Genomic DNA, 15,890 nt, shown 5'->3' on the forward strand with positions numbered 1-15,890 from the left:
ATAGGAAGTCTCGTCCAGATTCCACATGAGACGAGTTGAATCGACCCGCACCGGAAGCGGATGAGGCAGCGACCGACAGGAGGGAGAACTATCCAATGAGCCAGAGAGCGACTATTACCGTCCATACGGATGCGCCATCCAAGCACCGCCTGAACCCGTATATCTTCGGGCATTTCGTCGAGGATATCCGGGATCATATGGACGCGATGCTGGCCTTCGCGCTGAAGGACATGGACTTTGAAGATGAAGCCGATGCGCGCGGCGTATCTTCCGGCTGGCATGCCGTCACGAATGGGAAAAACACCGAATATGCCTTGGAGCCGGCAGCCCCGCGGCATTCCGGCCATAGTCAGCGTATCCGTATATTTAGCGCGGATCGTTGCTATGGGGGAATCGGGCAGCGCGTCAGCGTGGAGGGCGGCGTGCCGTACCGGGTGACGATCGTTGCGCGCGCTGCCATGGATCTTCGGGCAGCCGTGTGCGAGCTGGTTGACCGCGAGTCCGGCGAGCGGCTCGACCGGGCCGAGCTTCAGCTGCGCGGACATCGGTGGGGCGAGTATGAACTCGAGCTTACGCCAGCTCGTTCCTGCGAGCGTGCCGAGTTTCGCATTCTGCTCTCCTCGGAGGAAGAGACATGGCGTGACGGAATGGGCTCCGGCATGCTCTGGCTGGATCATGCGTCGATGCTTCCCTCGACCAGCATGGGGTATGTGAAGCGCGAGGTCGTTGAGTTGACGCGGCGGTTGAAGCCCGGAATGATGCGCATCGCGGGCAATTACATCAGCGCGTATCACTTCGAAGATGCGATCGGTCCCGTACTGGAGCGTCCCAATATGATCAACGAAGCCTGGGGCGGCTGGACGAACAAATATTTTGGGACGGACGAATTCCTGCAATTTTGCCGCGATACGGATACAGAGCCGCTCATTTGCGTCAATGCCGGTACAGGTACGCCGGAGGAAGCGGCGGCTTGGCTCGAATATTGCAACGGGGGCGTCGATACGAAGTATGGCGCACTGCGGGCTCGCAATGGCCATCCCGAGCCATACGGCGTCCGGTATTGGGAGATCGGCAATGAAATTTACGGTTCTTGGCAGCATGGCCATTGCACGGCAGAGCAATTCGCGCATCGGTATAATCGGTTTGCCGACGCGATGAAGGCCGTGGATTCGGATATCGTGCTTCTTGCCTGCGGCGACTGCGATCCCGAGTGGAACAAGACGGTGCTTGGCATCTCCGCGGAGAAGATGGACATGCTGACCCTGCATATTTATCACGGCTTCGGCACGGTCGGCATCCTGCCCGGCACGCCGAAGGAGGAACGGTATCCGGCCGTTATGTCATTCCCGGAGATAAGTCGCGCCGTAATTCGGATGACGGAAGAGATCATCACGGGCAACCCGGCCTATTCGCATGTCAAGCTGGCCATTACGGAGTACAACACGATGTATTATCCGAACACGATCCGGGAAGGACGTCCGATGGAACATACGCTGGAGGCCGCAGTCGCCAATGCCGCGAACCTCAACGAGTTCATCCGGCAATCCCATCTGATCGAGATCGGCAGCTATTCCGATCTTGTCAATGGTTGGTTAGGCGGCTGCATCCGCGTCGGAGACGGCTATGCCGATCAGTACCGAGGCAAGGAAGCGGGTTGGAGCGAACGTAGCCGAGTCGTCTATGGGACGCCGACCTTCCACGTTATGGAGGCGTATGCCAACCGCAGCATCTTCAGCGTGTTGCCGGCTTGCACGGACTGCGCGACGTTCGACTGGCCTTCGGGCTCGAAGCGTTTTGATCTTGCTCCGGGACCGCTGCCAGTGCTTGATGTTACGGCGGCGCTGGACGAATCGGGCCATAAGCTGACGCTGTTTGTCGTTAACCGGGGCCTTGCGCCGGTTGAAGCGGAGCTGGCCATCGGTTCGTTCGTCGGCGCAGGGAACGCCAAGGTATGGGAGCTCACGGGAGACGATTACGAGACGATTAACGATGTCTTTCATCCGGAAGCCGTGATCGTGCGGGAACGCCAGCTTGAATTCGGCAGCAGTCAGCCTGTTTTGGCAATGAAGCCGCATTCCGTGTCTATCGTTGAAGTAAGCAAATGACAAGCGGACAGTCGCATGCTAAATCGTTCTCTATGGTTATAACCCGCGCAATTGCGCGGTTTTTAGTTAGTAACCATTACATAAGTTATCCGATATTGGAAAGGATACGTTTGGGGTTCCATCATTTGCAGAAGGGATGATCTCAGATGAACAAGAACGAAATAACGGATCCAAAACAACCTGATTACCAAGGTGAGAAGAAAAACGCTCAGGAGATGAACGAAGCCGGAATCGACTATATCTGGGGCAGCGACCAAGATGAATTGGTCCAGAAACAGAAGAAGGAGCAGTAATCCGTGAATTCACCGGGCAAGAGCGCAAAAAGCGATGGAATCGATCCATCGCTTTTTTTGCATGACGGCGCCGCGTGTCGCTAACGGCTGCAGAACGAGCATGCCAAAGTCATAGAGGGAAATCCTACCGTTTCGCGAATACAATAATAGTTAAACTTGGCGTATCAACCAAGCGGCAGTGATTTTGAAGTTTTCGAGGCGAATTCTACCGGCAGTTGAATAAAGCGGATGTGACCATTCAACCAACGCTTGATAGGAATGCGATTGCGGAAATGCTATGCTGTTTTCGACAGTGCGCACTGTACATTTTGTTTTATCGGAGGTATACGATGCTCGACTTGCGTAAAATTGGAGCTTATATTTCGAAGCTTCGCAAAGATCAGGATCTGACCCAATTGGAACTCGCCGATCAACTGAATGTAAGCCATCAAGCGGTATCGAAATGGGAACGAGGCGAATCCCTGCCGGATATCGGAACGCTTCCGCAGTTTGCGAGGTTATTCGGCAAAACGGTAGACGACATTTTAAATGCGGGAGACAACGCAGAAAATCGGGAGCATCGGCACCTGGGAACGATCGTTAAGGAAATTGCGGATAATAGGCCGATACAAGTTGCAGAGATGGTCAATACCGGAGAAGTGAAGATGGAAGCGCTTGTAGAAGTAGCGCCGTTTGTAAAGGCAAGCGCTTTGCATAAGGTTACAGAACGATTAGACAGCAGCGTCCTTAAGTTAGACGTAATTATGCGGCTGGCTCCGTTCCTTGGAAAAGATACATTGGATGAACTGGTTTGTCAGGCCGAAGAGGGCGAAATTGCGTGGGATGCCATAACTGGACTCGCTCCGTTCGTCAGCAGCGACATATTAAGCCGACTGGTAGATAGATTGATTGACGGTTCCTTAGAACTGCACCATCTCGTTGAAATTGCCCCGTTTCTTGGAAGAGAACATGTAGATCGGTTGGTACAAAAAGCCGAAGAGGGCAGTTTGAGCTGGCATTCCGTTCAAGGGCTGGTACCCTTTATTAGCAGAGAAACATTAAGTCGTTTGGTAGACCGGGTTGCAGACGGCACCGCCGATGGGGACCAGATCGTAAGCCTCGCACCTTTTCTGGATAGGGAGTCTCTCACGAAGTTGATCGGTGGCGTTGAAGCTGAACATCTTAGTCCGGACGTGTTGGCAAGTCTTGCTCCTTTCGTCGATCAAGGGACATTGAGCAGAATGGTGACAAATTTATTAAATAAAGCAAAGTAGGCATGTGTATCGGAAACCGGAAATTGGTGATTTAAAGGGGAACAATAGTGCATGTAAGATATGCGGCAGCCAGTCTAACGACTAGCTGCCGTTTTTATTGAGGTGAAGGGTATAATTCCCCAATAGAGAATAAAATGGAAATATAGTATCGTATTGAAGTAAATAAGATATTCCGCTCTACCGGATTCCTAACGGACAGATTACTGCACTTAACGGTTGAAAAACCAGCCGTATTTATAATTGGAATTGCTGGTATAATTGCCTTATTGAACAGGGGATAAGGGACGGCTATCAAATAGAAAATAGATATATTCATAAATCTGAGACCATTACGTGCGGTCTTCTGAACGTTATAACAGAAAGGAACCCAGGGGGATGGAAATGCCAGATAATCCAGAACAAAAAAAGAAGGAAGAAGAGTTCAAGAAGATTGAAGAGCTGCACAAGCTTATTTCTGAGCATTCCCAGGACGCTATTTTACGTTTAACTCCAGGCGGAATTATCTCCTATGTATCACCGGCTATCCGTAACCAAATCGGATTCGAGCCAGATGAGCTTATCGGGAAATATGTCTATGATTATTGGCATCCAGAGGATTTGAACGGTAACTGGATAAAGGAGAGTAATTCGGATAGCAGAATAATCGTTTATCGTCTTCGGCATAAAAACGGTCATTATATATGGCATGAAACACACTCGAAAAAAATAAGGAATCCTTCCGGAGATATTCAACATGTGATTTGTATCGGTCGTGATATAACCGAACGAATACATTCCGAAGAATTAATCCGCAGATCAGATAAACTCTCCTTAGTTGGTGAACTTGCGGCTGGTATCGCCCATGAAATCAGAAATCCATTGACTAGCTTGCGTGGATTTATACAAATGTATATGAAAGAGGATATTGATGGTACAAGGAAATTGCGTAATGATACCATGATATCGGAAATCGATCGAATCAATGGCATTGTCAGCGAGCTTTTAATGCTAGCAAAACCTTCAACTGATGCATATGAGCGAAGAGACATGCTGCAAATATTAGATCACGTTACCAGATTATTTGAAGGACAAGCAAACCTTTATAACGTACAAATAAAGAAAGAGTTCGATGACCCGTTACCGTTCATCCAGTGTCAATGCAGTATCAAGCAAGTATTTATCAATATTATAAAGAACTCCATTGAATCCATGCCTGAAGGCGGTGATGTGATCATACAAGCCAGGCAAATAAACGATCACCTAAACATTCGAATTAAAGACACGGGGTATGGAATTCCGCACGAAGAATTGAATAAGATTGGAAATCCATTTTTCACTACAAAAGACATTGGAACAGGGTTGGGTTTAATGGTCTCCATGAGGATCATTCAGGATCATAAGGGGACTATTCGAATCGAAAGCGAAGTTGGGAAAGGGACTACGGTGGAAGTTGTTTTGCCTATAGTCAATAAGAGGATTCTGTAGCATAGATGCGTTAAGCGAACTCGGAACGATAGGTGAATATTAACCCAATCAAAGCTGCCGGCATGAACGGCAGCTTTTTTGTTCAACAAGGGGTCTTTGTATTTCCAACATTTTGAAAATTGTGACCTTTGTCCTATTCATCGTGACCTCAAGCGCTGATAAAGTTTAATTATTTCAATAAATGATAGAGATTACAGAGAGGCAACTAACATTTAGGGGGCAGAGAATGGCGGACCACATTCAACTGATCGGAATCAAGAAGCTGTATGCAGGGGAGCATGTCGAGACGGCTGCGCTGCATGAGATTCACCGAACCTTCCGCCGAGACGAATTTACGGCGATCATCGGATCCTCCGGCTCGGGCAAATCGACGCTTCTAAGCTTGGTCGGTACTTTGGATCAGCCGTCCTCCGGACGAGTGCTGTACGGTGATTTGGACACATCGAAGCTGAATGCCAATCAGCTGGCGGATTTTCGCTTCGAACGGATCGGCCTTGTCTTTCAACATTTTCATCTGCTGCCCGCTTTGACGGCGATCGAGAACGTAATGTCGCCTTTCTTCGGCCGTCGCAGGAGAGCGTTGGACCATAGAGCGAAGGCGAAGCGGCTGCTGGACCGCTTGGGCCTCGCAGGCAAGTACCATTCGCTGCCGTCGCAGCTCTCCGGCGGCGAGCAGCAGCGTGTGGCGATCGCGCGGGCGTTGGTTAACGATCCCGATTGGCTGCTCGCCGATGAGCCGACGGGGAATTTGGACTCCCGCAATGCCGAGCTGTTCTACGAGCTGTTGCAGGAGCTGAAGCGAGAATTAGGATGCGGGATTATTCTGGTTACGCATGATCTGCAGTTGGCGCGAAAGGCGGATCGCATCATCGAAATTAAGGATGGCCTGATCGTCGGGGACAGCAGTCAAGTAACGGATGAGAGCCTATGCTGAGCATGATTTGGTCCAACTGGTGGCGCCATAAGGAACGGTTTATCCTCCTGTTGCTTGGCGTCTTCATTATTAGCGGCGGACTCAGCTTCCTGTACGGCTTATCGGAATCGAACAAAGGTACCGTCATGGACACGCTGCAGAATAAGTGGAAGGTGTCCTACGACATTGCGGTTCGTCCTCCGGGGACGAGCTTCGGAGATGAGGCGGCCGGACTGATGGAGCCTAACTTCCAGGATGGCATAACCGGCGGCATTTCTATGGAACAGCTGCGACAGATCAAGCAAATTCCAGGCGTCAGCATCGCGGCGCCGCTCGCGGTCATCGGCTATACGGAGTTCAGTACGCCCTTGAACCGATCCATCACGTTCAAAGATTTCGGCGTGTACCGGTTGAAACAACAAGTAACCGTAAGCAACGGCGTTCAGAACCAAACCTCGACTCCCAGCACTTATTATGATTCTTATGGGCCTTCCGATGATTCGGAATCCTTGCTGTCTACTAATGATCCAGCGCTACTGGTCGGCATCGATCCCGTGGAGGAAGCCAAGCTGGTCGGGTTGGACCAGGCGGTTGTGCCGTCGCTGATTTCTCATTATTTCACTTCGACGGACACAAGCCGGGTTCAAGTGTTTGATCAGAAAATGGCGGGTATTAGCAAGTTCGTCGATGCGCCGATCTTAATCAGCAATCAGAATTCGGTGAATAAATCCTATACCTTCCAATATGAGAAGCTGGACATTCCTTACGGCACGCCTGAGCAGGAAGCGGAGTTGATCGCGAAGGTGAAGGCCGGCGGCGGTGTTAACTATCTAGACAAAATTCAGTCGGTATCGAGCAACACCGTCACCGTAAATGTCACACCTGCGCAGGCTGCGGTTGCTCAGGAAGAGGTAATGATGAAGTCTCAGGCAGATCCTGCTCTTCTTTTGTTTTCACAGCGAGCAAAAGCGCTTTCTTATGAAACTGCTCAAAGCCCCTATCCCGATCGTTGGCCAATCGCTTATCGATTGAAGTCCTATGATACTTCAGACGCTGCAGCCAGAGACAAGTTTCCTGAGTTCTATCGGCCAATGGATAAAATCGTTGACCGTAACTACCCGTACGCCTATTATGGTGTCGGCTTAAAAGTCACTTACATCGGCAATTACGACCCTGCTAAACTCCAAGTCTCCAAAGATATCGATTCGCTATTCCCGATGGACACGTATCGGGCGCCATCCGCGAAGGCGATATTCGATTCCGAAGGTCGTCCGGCCAATCCGCAAGCGACGATAAAGCCGATTAATAATCCGCTCGGATTGCTGACGAGCCCGCCGACGATGCTGACGACGATGGAGGCCGCGGCATTGATTGCGGGTGATAGACCAATCTCCGTGATTCGAATTAAGGTCGCAGGCGTCGATGAAGTATCCGATGCCAACCAGGCCAAGCTGGAGGAGATCGCCGAAGCAATACGGGCGCAGACCGGACTGGCTGCGGACATTATGCTCGGTTCTTCCCCGCAGCCGGTGCTCATTCAAGTGCCGAAGAGCGGCTCGCAGACGGCGATCGGCTGGATGGAGCAGCAATGGATTAAGCTCGGGATTGCACTGACGCTCGTGAACGAGGTGAAGTTGGGTTTCTCGGGCATGCTGCTGTTGGTTATTCTTATCGCCGTCCTGTACGTCCTCGCGACGAACATGGTGTCATTCCTCGTGCGGAAGAGGGAATTCGCTATCATGTTGTCCATTGGCTGGCGCGTCTCCCGAATTCGCCGATGCTCCTGATCGAAGCCATTTTCGTGAGCGTCTTCGTCGCGCTCGTGAGTTGGGCATTGGAAGCGGGCTTCCTGTTCGCGAACGGTTCGGAATTGTCTTTGCCGCGATTTCTTGCGATGGGTGCCAGCGGCTTCGTCATCTTCTTGCTGGGTTCTATCGCTCCTATCGTTCAGGTAGGCAAAATCAAGCCGATGGAGACGCTGCGAACCGGCGAGCACCAATCCGCCGTTCGCAGAATGCTGCCGGTCCGCAATCTGGTTCAATTGGCGGCAGCCCATTTCTACGGGAAGCTGAAACGCAATCTGTTATCGGTGATTACTATGACCGTACCTACCTCGTTGCTGATATTCTTCGTGTTCGTCACGATTCGATTGAAAGGAATGTTCTATACGTCATGGGTCGGTCAATATGCAGCAGCAGAGATCGGCACCTTGCATTATATTGCCGTCGGTGTCTGCTTACTGATTTCCATGCTGACGACAGCGGAGATCATGTGGCAGAACGTTTCGGAGCGTAAGCCTGAGATCGCGCTGCAGAAGGCGCTCGGGTGGCGGAATCGCGCCGTTCGGCAGCTCGTTCTGGCGGAAGGCATCTTGGCAGGATGTATCGCCGGCTTGCTGGCGTTCGTGCTGGGTATCGCTTTTATAAGCATTCTCTACCAGCAGTTGCCCGTTCATGAGATGTGGTATCTCTTGCCTATTGGCGTCGTCCCCGTGCTTACGGGCGCGCTGGGGTCCGTGCTGCCGGCTGAGATGGCCGTCGCGATGTCGCCCGTTCAAGGAATGAGCGGCGGCTATTCGTCGGCGAAGCAAACGGAAGACCGCTTGAAGAGAAGTCTGCTGGTCGGCGTATCGGTTGTGGCGATAATCGCGTTTATCGCGATTGGCCGAATGTTGGCCGCGAATCAAGAAGGCGGACCGAAGAAAGCTGGCGCTGCCTCGGTGCCGATTCAAGCCGCAGTGCATGAAGCAGGTCCATTAACGGACTATGACCCGGAATCCGTGGCGGATGGGAGCGAAGCCGCCTATCATTTGCAGCTGCGAATGAGCGAGCGCGGGGACTTCACGGCTCAGGCGGGAATCGATGTGACCAACCGTTCCACGGAAGCGTGGGATAAGCTTGTTTTCTATATGATTCCCAATCAGTTTACCGAGAAGGAGGATGAGAAGACGTACAGAATCTCAGCGCGATTCTCAATTCAGGCAGTCAAGGTCGACGGCAGGAACGCGGCATTTACCCTCGAAGGGGATACGTTATCGATACGGCTTGCGATGCCGCTCGCTCCCAAGAGCGTAGCGAAAGTACAGGTGGCTTACGGGTTCACGGTACCGGAGGACGGCATTCGCTATACGAAATCCGAGGGAAGCTATTATTTGTCGGAGTGGTACCCGATGCTCGCAACGTATGCGAAAGGATGGGATAAACGGCCGTTTACCCCAATCAGTGAGTCGTATGATACGGGCTTCGCCGATTTCGACTTGGCATATCAGCTTCCTCAGGGCTATAGAGTTATCAGTTCGTCGGACGAGGATTCAGCCGATGCGGCTTCAGCGGGGACCCTGCATTTGAAGCGAGCCAAAGAGTTTACGGTCGTGGTAACGCCTGACCTCGTCCCAGTGACGAAACGCGTAGACGGCGTGGACATTCGCGTTTGGAACACCGCTAAGAACGCGAAGCAGGCGCAAGAAGCATTGCGGGACGCAGCCGATGCTTTTCATTATTTTAATGCGAAGATTGGAACATACCCTTATGTGCAGCTTGATCTGGTTCTAGGGGACTTGATGTCCATGGAATACCCGGGCATCGTTACGGCGGGCATCTCGGATCAGACTAAGCATACGTTAATCCATGAAATGGCGCATCAATGGTTCTACGGAGTCGTAAGCAACGATCCGTATACCGACGGATGGTTGGATGAAGGAATGACCGAGCTGAGCGCCTCGTTGTATTTGAACGATTTTTCTTTCTCGGAAAGGTTTCGCCGATCAGGTTCGACGATCTCCAATTTGCCGTTATCAGACTTCGAATCCAAAGACATTGTGGCGGCCCTATATGCCCAGCCAGTTTTGAAATTCAAAGCCTTGTTCGAACATTACGGCGGATTGAATAATGGCATTGCGTTCCTCCATGCGTATTACCAACGTCACGCTTACAGGCAAGTGGACACCGCGGGGTTCGTGAAATTCGTAAAAGCTTACTACGGCATGAAGGACGATGATTTCTTTAAGGGCTGGATCGAACTCGAATGATTTGATTTCTGTAAGTCAACGAACGTTTTGAACAAACGGTCAGTTAGCGACAATTTATTGTACTTATCCAGTTGAATGGAGGGTCATCTATGGGCATTAGGAATTATCTGATTGAAGGCGTTTCCGGCGCCGGCAAAACTACGGTCTGCGACGAATTGCAGCGGCGCGGCTACCACGCCATTCATGGTGACCGTGAATTGGCTTATCAAGGCGACCCGGAAACCGGTATCCCGACGGATGGCTTTAAACCCGAACACCACATTTGGCAGGTAGATAAAGTAAAAGCTTTGGTCGCCAATCAAGATGAGGCGGTAACGTTTTTCTGCGGTGGTTCGCGGAATTTCACTTCATTCATTGATCTCTTCGACAACGTGTTTGTCCTTGAGGTCGACCTGGAAACCTCTCTCCGGCGAATTGATGAGCGAGTGGCACTGGACCCAACCGATTGGGGCGGCAGACCAGAGGAACGGGAAATCATTCGGCGCTTGCATCAAACGAAAGAAGGCGTTCCCAAAAACGGGATGATAATCGACGCAACCGCGCCGATCTCGCGCGTAGTTGACGATATCCTCCATCAAATCGAAGCAAACCAACGCCAATGACGGTCACTTACGGGCGCTCAGGACAGCTCGACACATCCATGCACCTGGTAGTGTGCCGTTTTGAACGAACGGGCAGGGTCGTTGTAATATATTTACAACCGTTATGGGCCTGTGACATAATTTGTCTGTGGGTCTAAAGCAAACCTTGAAAGGGGAATTATATGCTAAAACTGCCGGTTTATCATTCTGTTATTTCATCCGATGCCTTAGTACCTGCGTTAAAGGACCGGTATGATATCGGGGATATTATCGAATGCCGTTTTCTATCGAACGGACTTAATGATACCTACGCGCTGAAGACCTCTACCGGCCCTTATATACTTCGGATCTATAAAGCGAATTGGCGAAATAAAAATGACATCGATTTCGAAGTCGAGTTACTGAATCATTTAGTCAAGAAAGAAATTCCCGTATCGGGACCATTGATCGGAAGGGATGGCGACTATGTTATAGCGTTTGATGCGACTGAGGGACAACGCTTCGCGGTTCTGTTTACTTATGCGGAAGGCGAACATTCCGATAAAAAAGAGAGCGCTGATTTATATGGCGAACAAGTCGCAAAGATGCATTTGGCTATGAATGATTTCAAATGCTGTCAGAAAAGGTTTACGATTGATTTGACCCATCTTCTTGAACAGCCTATTCAAGCGATACGAAATTCATTATCTCATAGGCCTGAAGACATGGACTACCTGGATTCTTTGTCGAAATTATTATCGAACCGCATAGATGAAATCTCTTCAGCGTTGGAATGGGGAGTGTGTCACGGTGACCTTCATGGAGGCAACGTCCATTTCCACGAGAATTCCTTGACCCATTTTGATTTTGACTGCGGAGGTTTTGGTTGGAGAGCTTATGATATTTCCGTGTTCTTATGGGCAAGGGTAAGGGGAAAAGAAAGGGAACATTTTAACAACGAGCCGTGGAGTGTATTCCTAGCGTCCTATCAAAAACATAAAGTGCTATCTGAATACGATCTTAAAGCAATCCCTTTGTTTGTAGCAATCAGAGAAATATGGCTGATGGGTCTTCACACCGGTAACTCGCATGTTTGGGGCGGCGGGTGGCAAAATGAACATTATTTTGACACCAACCTGCGGTTCTTACGAAACTGGTGCGAGGTTCATTCTATACATTGAAGCTGCTCCCATGAGTGAAAAGCCGTACTGCATTTTTTGATTATTTCGCTAACGAAGAACCATAGTTTTCTGCGAACGAGGGGATTGAAGGTACCGCCCCTCGGGGGAAATCGTTAAGGGAGGCCGCGATGAACGAGAGCGCATTTGACGAACCATTATTTTCAAGCTTGAGGCCGGGTTTAACCTCGTTCTGTTACCGAATGCTGGGCTCCATGGACGATGCGGACGATGCCGTTCAGGAGACGAGCATCCGGGTCTGGCAGAGCTGGAGCACGTTCAGAGAGGATTCCTCGTTCAAAACTTGGGTCTATCGGATTGCCTCCAACCTGTGCTTGGACAAGCTGAGACAATCCAAACGCCGCGCGCTTCCCGTAGACCTGTTCGATCCGGCCGCCGCCATCGTCGAGCCGCGCGACACGCTGCCGGACTCTGCCTGGATCTGGCCGTCTCCCGACTTTGGGGGCAATCCGGAGGATCGGCTCGTCCGCAGAGATACCCTTCAGCTGTGCTTCATCGCGCTCCTGCAGACCTTGCCTCCGCGGCAGCGCGCGGTCCTCATTTTGAAGGATGTATTTGAATGGTCCTCCAAGCAGATCGCGGAAACGTTGGCGATGTCGCCGGCAGCGGTGAACAGCGCCTTGCAAAGAGCCCGGGAGACGATGGACCGGGCGCAGCTTCGCTCGGATGAGCTCAGCAGCATGAACGTTCAACCGGAGCAGCAGCTGCTGTCCCGGTATGTGGAGGCCTTCGAGCGATTCGATATTGCTGCGCTCGTCGCGTTGTTCCACGAGGAAGGCTGCATGTCGATGCCGCCCTTCGAGATGTGGATCCGCGGCAAGGAAGATTTGTCCGCCTTCTATTCGCTTACTCGCTGGCATTGCGAAGGTTCGCGATTTGTGCCCATTACGGTGAATGGCGGTTATCCGGCGTTGGCCCAGTACATGCCGGGCAAAGAAGGCCCTGGCCTGGTACCCTGGGGCATCCACGTCATCGAAACCAAAGAAAATCGAATCCTGCACGTTCAAAACTTCATTCATACGCCATTATTTTCGCGATTTGGGCTGCCGGAGCGAATGGACCGATGAATTTCGTCATTGGCTTACGTCTATATTATTGAGAACCAAACGACGAATATCATGAGAGAGGTGTCTATTAAAAATGGAAACGAGTCAACCTACGAAAGTAACCGTGCAAGCCGTCATTCAAGCCCCTATCGAGCAGGTATGGCGCTGTTGGACCGAGCCGGAACACATCACGAAATGGAATCAAGCGTCCGAGGACTGGCATTCGCCGAGAGCCGAAAACGATCTGCGGGTCGGCGGCAAGTTTCTGACACGGATGGAAGCGAAGGATGGCAGCATGGGCTTTGATTTTGGCGGCGTCTACGATGTCGTGAATCGGCATGAGGCGATCGGCTACGCCATGGAAGACGGAAGAAGAGTGGATATTGCCTTCGTCGATCAAGGGAATGAGACGAAGGTCATTGAAACGTTCGACGCGGAAAGCTCCAATCCCGTCGAATTCCAGCAAGCAGGCTGGCAAGCGATCATGGACAATTTCAAAGCTTATACCGAACAAAACTAATCATCGCAAAGAAGACGCCGGGGAAGATCCCGGCGTCTTTCTTTTTGAACCCCAGTACGGGCGTGCGCTCCGTTAGCCTTAATCTTGTGCCGCATCCATGTTCATGTAGTTAATGGCCCACAGATGGCCGTCCAAGTCCACGAAGCCCCAATGATACATGAACCCATGATCTTCAGGCTCAGCATGCAATTTCCCGCCCAAGGAGACTGCGGCATTCACGATTTCATCGACCTTTTCCCGGCTCTCGAAGGCCAATGCGATCGTCATCTGCGCATACTTGCTCGTATCGACGGATTCCTTCTCCGTGAGCGTATTGAAAAATGCTTGCTTGATCAGCATGACCTGCAGGTTGTCGCCGATTACGATGGCTACCGAAGTTTCGTTATCGGGGTATTGCGGGTTGAGCTCGAATCCGAGCCCGGTGAAGAACGCTTTCGATTGTTCTACGTTTTTTACAGGCAGGTTGAAGCTCGTGAATGCGGACGTTAATGCCATTTTCAAAACCCCTCTTCGTCAATTAGTTTGAGTTCATTTATGCCTTCGACAATATAGACGACAGCCGATCCGGGAATTCATCGGTCTCCTGGATTCGGAAGCATATCAACCCGATTAGGGTGCTATTCTTTGTTTATCGCCGCATGAATAAAGATCTCTTCTTCTCTTTAATACCCCAAGTAAGTCCCAGAATGATTGGTGGATAGTAGATGGGGTTCATCCACGAATACGTTCCGTCCAGCATAAGATCGCCTAACCAAATATCTTGATTCTCATCCGCCCTGATTGCCCATTTGCCGCTATAGGCGATTACGCCGCTATTCTTTTTTACGTGCTTTGCTGCTTTGTCGAAGTTGAATGTCGTCTGCAAAGATGCATCGACCTCTTGGCACATCGAAGCAAACTTGGCCTCTTGTTCCTGCCAGGAGAACTCGGAATCCCACAGATCAATGAGTTGAAAGCCTTCAAGCTGACTCTCGATTATCAACTTTAACTTGTCCGATACGAAGATCTGCGGGAGAATCCGATTACCTTCGGGAAGCTTAACTTTATAGATATCCTGTCCTTGAACGATGTCCGCTTTCAGAGCAAGTCCCTCAATATCATAAATAGTACTTATCGTGTCTTTTACTTTGGACGCCGACATGTCGATACAGTCCAACACGTTGAGTACGTTTAGAATGCTAAACTCTCCGTCCTTGCTTTTCAGCGGCAGAAACTCCACATTCAAGCGTGGAACCTGTTCCATAATTTCTCTTGCTCGGTTGCTTACCACTAGCGCACCGCTAAGTTCTCGAAGAAAATCGGCCGGCACCTCAATTTTAGTTATTTTACTGGCAACCATCCATTTCAGTATAACATTGGTTACTTCTATATTGGATTTTTAAATAAGAATTGCGCGATCACCTAAGAATTGATAACATCTTTAACTAAAACCATTTATGTACCGCTTCAAGCAGCTCAGAGAGAAAGAAAATATTACTGCAGAAGCCATTCATACAAAACTAAGGATGCTAAGAAAAATTTGTTGTCCTACGATATGATTTTGGTTTTTACTAATGATGAAGGAACCACAAGGGAATTAAACAATATGTGTTAATATGTAAATTGAATTGGCAGTAGTGCAGTTCGAAAGCCAAGGGCCGGAGAATAGACTCTTAGAATCAGTTACCGGGTTTATTTTAAAAGAGAGAGGGGCGTTGACTTGCCTTCGTTTTTTGCTCGATATGTTACGGAAAATTTCATCCCCTATTCAGCTTCACATACGGTTATGATTGCCGCTATGGTTGTGTTTTCGCTTCTTCTATATTGCTTTCGATCTGGGATCCGCAACCATGCTCCTATAAAAAAGATTATTCGGTATAGTATCCTCCTCGGCCTCCTAGCACCTCAGATCGTCCTCTATTCTTGGTATGTCATCCAAGGATTGTGGGACGTTAAATATACGCTTCCGCTCGAGCTCTGCAGCATATCGCAGTTACTCGCCATAATCATGCTGTTTTCGCGAAGCCGCTTGCTGTATCAGGTCGTATTTTTCGCCGGTATTGGCGGTGCGATGCAAGCGATGTTTACGCCGGATTTAGATTATCCATTTCCGCATTTCCGATTTTTTCACTTCTTCATCGTACATATCGCGATTATCCTTGCCCCTCTCTATATGACCTGGATCGAAAACTTCCGTCCGACCCGGAAATCCATTTGGATTACGATGATATTTCTAAACATTCTTCTCGTAGTCGTCGGTGGAACGGATTACTGGTTGGGTGCCAATTACATGTTCCTCAAACATAAGCCAACTGGCGCATCCCTATTAGATTTATTGGGGCCGTACCCATATTATTTGGTAGTGGAAGAAATCATAGCTCTTGTAATATTCACGATCATGTACCTGCCCTTTATCCGATGGAAAAGAGAACAGGACTAATTCTTCTACGTCACAGTGCTATGCTCATGACAGAAATTTTATGTACTTGCGTTAGGATAGTTTTAATAACTCCATTATCCATTGTCGCAGC

At 50.0% G+C, this 15,890-nt stretch carries 14 protein-coding genes; 12 read left to right on the forward strand and 2 right to left on the reverse strand.

Features of this window, described 5'->3' with window-relative positions; translation table 11 throughout:
* Window positions 1–95 precede the first annotated feature (95 nt).
* From GT003_RS23005 to GT003_RS23055, 11 genes are all read left to right on the forward strand, one after another.
* Complete coding sequence (locus GT003_RS23005; RefSeq protein WP_161702275.1) at window positions 96–2,105, forward strand: alpha-L-arabinofuranosidase C-terminal domain-containing protein; 2,010 nt, start codon at window positions 96–98, stop codon at window positions 2,103–2,105.
* 146 nt (window positions 2,106–2,251) lie between these two features.
* Window positions 2,252–2,398: a hypothetical protein gene (locus tag GT003_RS23010; protein ID WP_161702277.1), complete on the forward strand. Its 147-nt coding sequence runs from the start codon at window positions 2,252–2,254 to the stop codon at window positions 2,396–2,398.
* A gap of 329 nt (window positions 2,399–2,727) precedes the next feature.
* Window positions 2,728–3,651: a helix-turn-helix transcriptional regulator gene (locus GT003_RS23015; protein WP_161702279.1), complete on the forward strand. Its 924-nt coding sequence runs from the start codon at window positions 2,728–2,730 to the stop codon at window positions 3,649–3,651.
* Between the two features lie 375 nt (window positions 3,652–4,026).
* Window positions 4,027–5,115 (forward strand): ATP-binding protein, encoded by a 1,089-nt coding sequence (locus tag GT003_RS23020; protein WP_161702281.1) that lies wholly within the window; start codon window positions 4,027–4,029, stop codon window positions 5,113–5,115.
* A gap of 226 nt (window positions 5,116–5,341) precedes the next feature.
* Complete coding sequence (locus tag GT003_RS23025; protein WP_161702283.1) at window positions 5,342–6,049, forward strand: ABC transporter ATP-binding protein; 708 nt, start codon at window positions 5,342–5,344, stop codon at window positions 6,047–6,049.
* Window positions 6,043–7,815: a hypothetical protein gene (locus tag GT003_RS23030; protein WP_161702285.1), complete on the forward strand. Its 1,773-nt coding sequence runs from the start codon at window positions 6,043–6,045 to the stop codon at window positions 7,813–7,815. The genes GT003_RS23025 and GT003_RS23030 overlap by 7 nt, the downstream gene beginning before the upstream one ends.
* A gap of 14 nt (window positions 7,816–7,829) precedes the next feature.
* Complete coding sequence (locus GT003_RS33060; protein WP_161702287.1) at window positions 7,830–10,055, forward strand: FtsX-like permease family protein; 2,226 nt, start codon at window positions 7,830–7,832, stop codon at window positions 10,053–10,055.
* Between the two features lie 89 nt (window positions 10,056–10,144).
* Complete coding sequence (locus GT003_RS23040) at window positions 10,145–10,657, forward strand: AAA family ATPase (protein ID WP_161702289.1); 513 nt, start codon at window positions 10,145–10,147, stop codon at window positions 10,655–10,657.
* A 161-nt stretch (window positions 10,658–10,818) separates the two neighbouring features.
* Window positions 10,819–11,796: a phosphotransferase enzyme family protein gene (locus GT003_RS23045; protein WP_161702291.1), complete on the forward strand. Its 978-nt coding sequence runs from the start codon at window positions 10,819–10,821 to the stop codon at window positions 11,794–11,796.
* A gap of 83 nt (window positions 11,797–11,879) precedes the next feature.
* Window positions 11,880–12,881, forward strand: a complete 1,002-nt coding sequence (locus tag GT003_RS23050) for a sigma-70 family RNA polymerase sigma factor (protein WP_420831475.1) — start codon at window positions 11,880–11,882, stop codon at window positions 12,879–12,881.
* Between the two features lie 73 nt (window positions 12,882–12,954).
* Entirely contained in the window at window positions 12,955–13,380 is a 426-nt protein-coding gene (locus GT003_RS23055; protein ID WP_161702296.1) for an SRPBCC family protein, read from the forward strand.
* 78 nt (window positions 13,381–13,458) lie between these two features.
* Here the strand turns inward: GT003_RS23055 and GT003_RS23060 are convergent, their stop codons facing one another.
* A complete protein-coding gene (locus GT003_RS23060; protein ID WP_161702298.1) occupies window positions 13,459–13,875 on the reverse strand; it encodes a VOC family protein in 417 nt (138 codons plus the stop codon).
* Window positions 13,876–14,008: 133 nt separating this feature from the next.
* A complete protein-coding gene (locus GT003_RS23065; protein WP_338046010.1) occupies window positions 14,009–14,719 on the reverse strand; it encodes an imm11 family protein in 711 nt (236 codons plus the stop codon).
* A 360-nt stretch (window positions 14,720–15,079) separates the two neighbouring features.
* Between GT003_RS23065 and GT003_RS23070 the strand changes: the two genes are divergently transcribed.
* Window positions 15,080–15,799: a YwaF family protein gene (locus GT003_RS23070; protein WP_161702302.1), complete on the forward strand. Its 720-nt coding sequence runs from the start codon at window positions 15,080–15,082 to the stop codon at window positions 15,797–15,799.
* Window positions 15,800–15,890 lie beyond the last annotated feature (91 nt).

Origin of the sequence: Paenibacillus sacheonensis (assembly GCF_009909195.1) — a bacterium.
Taxonomy (GTDB): Bacteria; Bacillota; Bacilli; order Paenibacillales; family Paenibacillaceae; genus Paenibacillus_Z; species Paenibacillus_Z sacheonensis.

Coding starts and splice junctions, on each gene's coding strand:
- GT003_RS23005 (WP_161702275.1), top strand. CDS start 96: ATGAGCCAGAGAGCGACTATTACCGTCCATACGGATGCGCCATCCAAG.
- GT003_RS23010 (WP_161702277.1), top strand. CDS start 2,252: ATGAACAAGAACGAAATAACGGATCCAAAACAACCTGATTACCAAGGT.
- GT003_RS23015 (WP_161702279.1), top strand. CDS start 2,728: ATGCTCGACTTGCGTAAAATTGGAGCTTATATTTCGAAGCTTCGCAAA.
- GT003_RS23020 (WP_161702281.1), top strand. CDS start 4,027: ATGGAAATGCCAGATAATCCAGAACAAAAAAAGAAGGAAGAAGAGTTC.
- GT003_RS23025 (WP_161702283.1), top strand. CDS start 5,342: ATGGCGGACCACATTCAACTGATCGGAATCAAGAAGCTGTATGCAGGG.
- GT003_RS23030 (WP_161702285.1), top strand. CDS start 6,043: ATGCTGAGCATGATTTGGTCCAACTGGTGGCGCCATAAGGAACGGTTT.
- GT003_RS23040 (WP_161702289.1), top strand. CDS start 10,145: ATGGGCATTAGGAATTATCTGATTGAAGGCGTTTCCGGCGCCGGCAAA.
- GT003_RS23045 (WP_161702291.1), top strand. CDS start 10,819: ATGCTAAAACTGCCGGTTTATCATTCTGTTATTTCATCCGATGCCTTA.
- GT003_RS23055 (WP_161702296.1), top strand. CDS start 12,955: ATGGAAACGAGTCAACCTACGAAAGTAACCGTGCAAGCCGTCATTCAA.
- GT003_RS23060 (WP_161702298.1), bottom strand. CDS start 13,875: ATGGCATTAACGTCCGCATTCACGAGCTTCAACCTGCCTGTAAAAAAC.
- GT003_RS23065 (WP_338046010.1), bottom strand. CDS start 14,719: ATGGTTGCCAGTAAAATAACTAAAATTGAGGTGCCGGCCGATTTTCTT.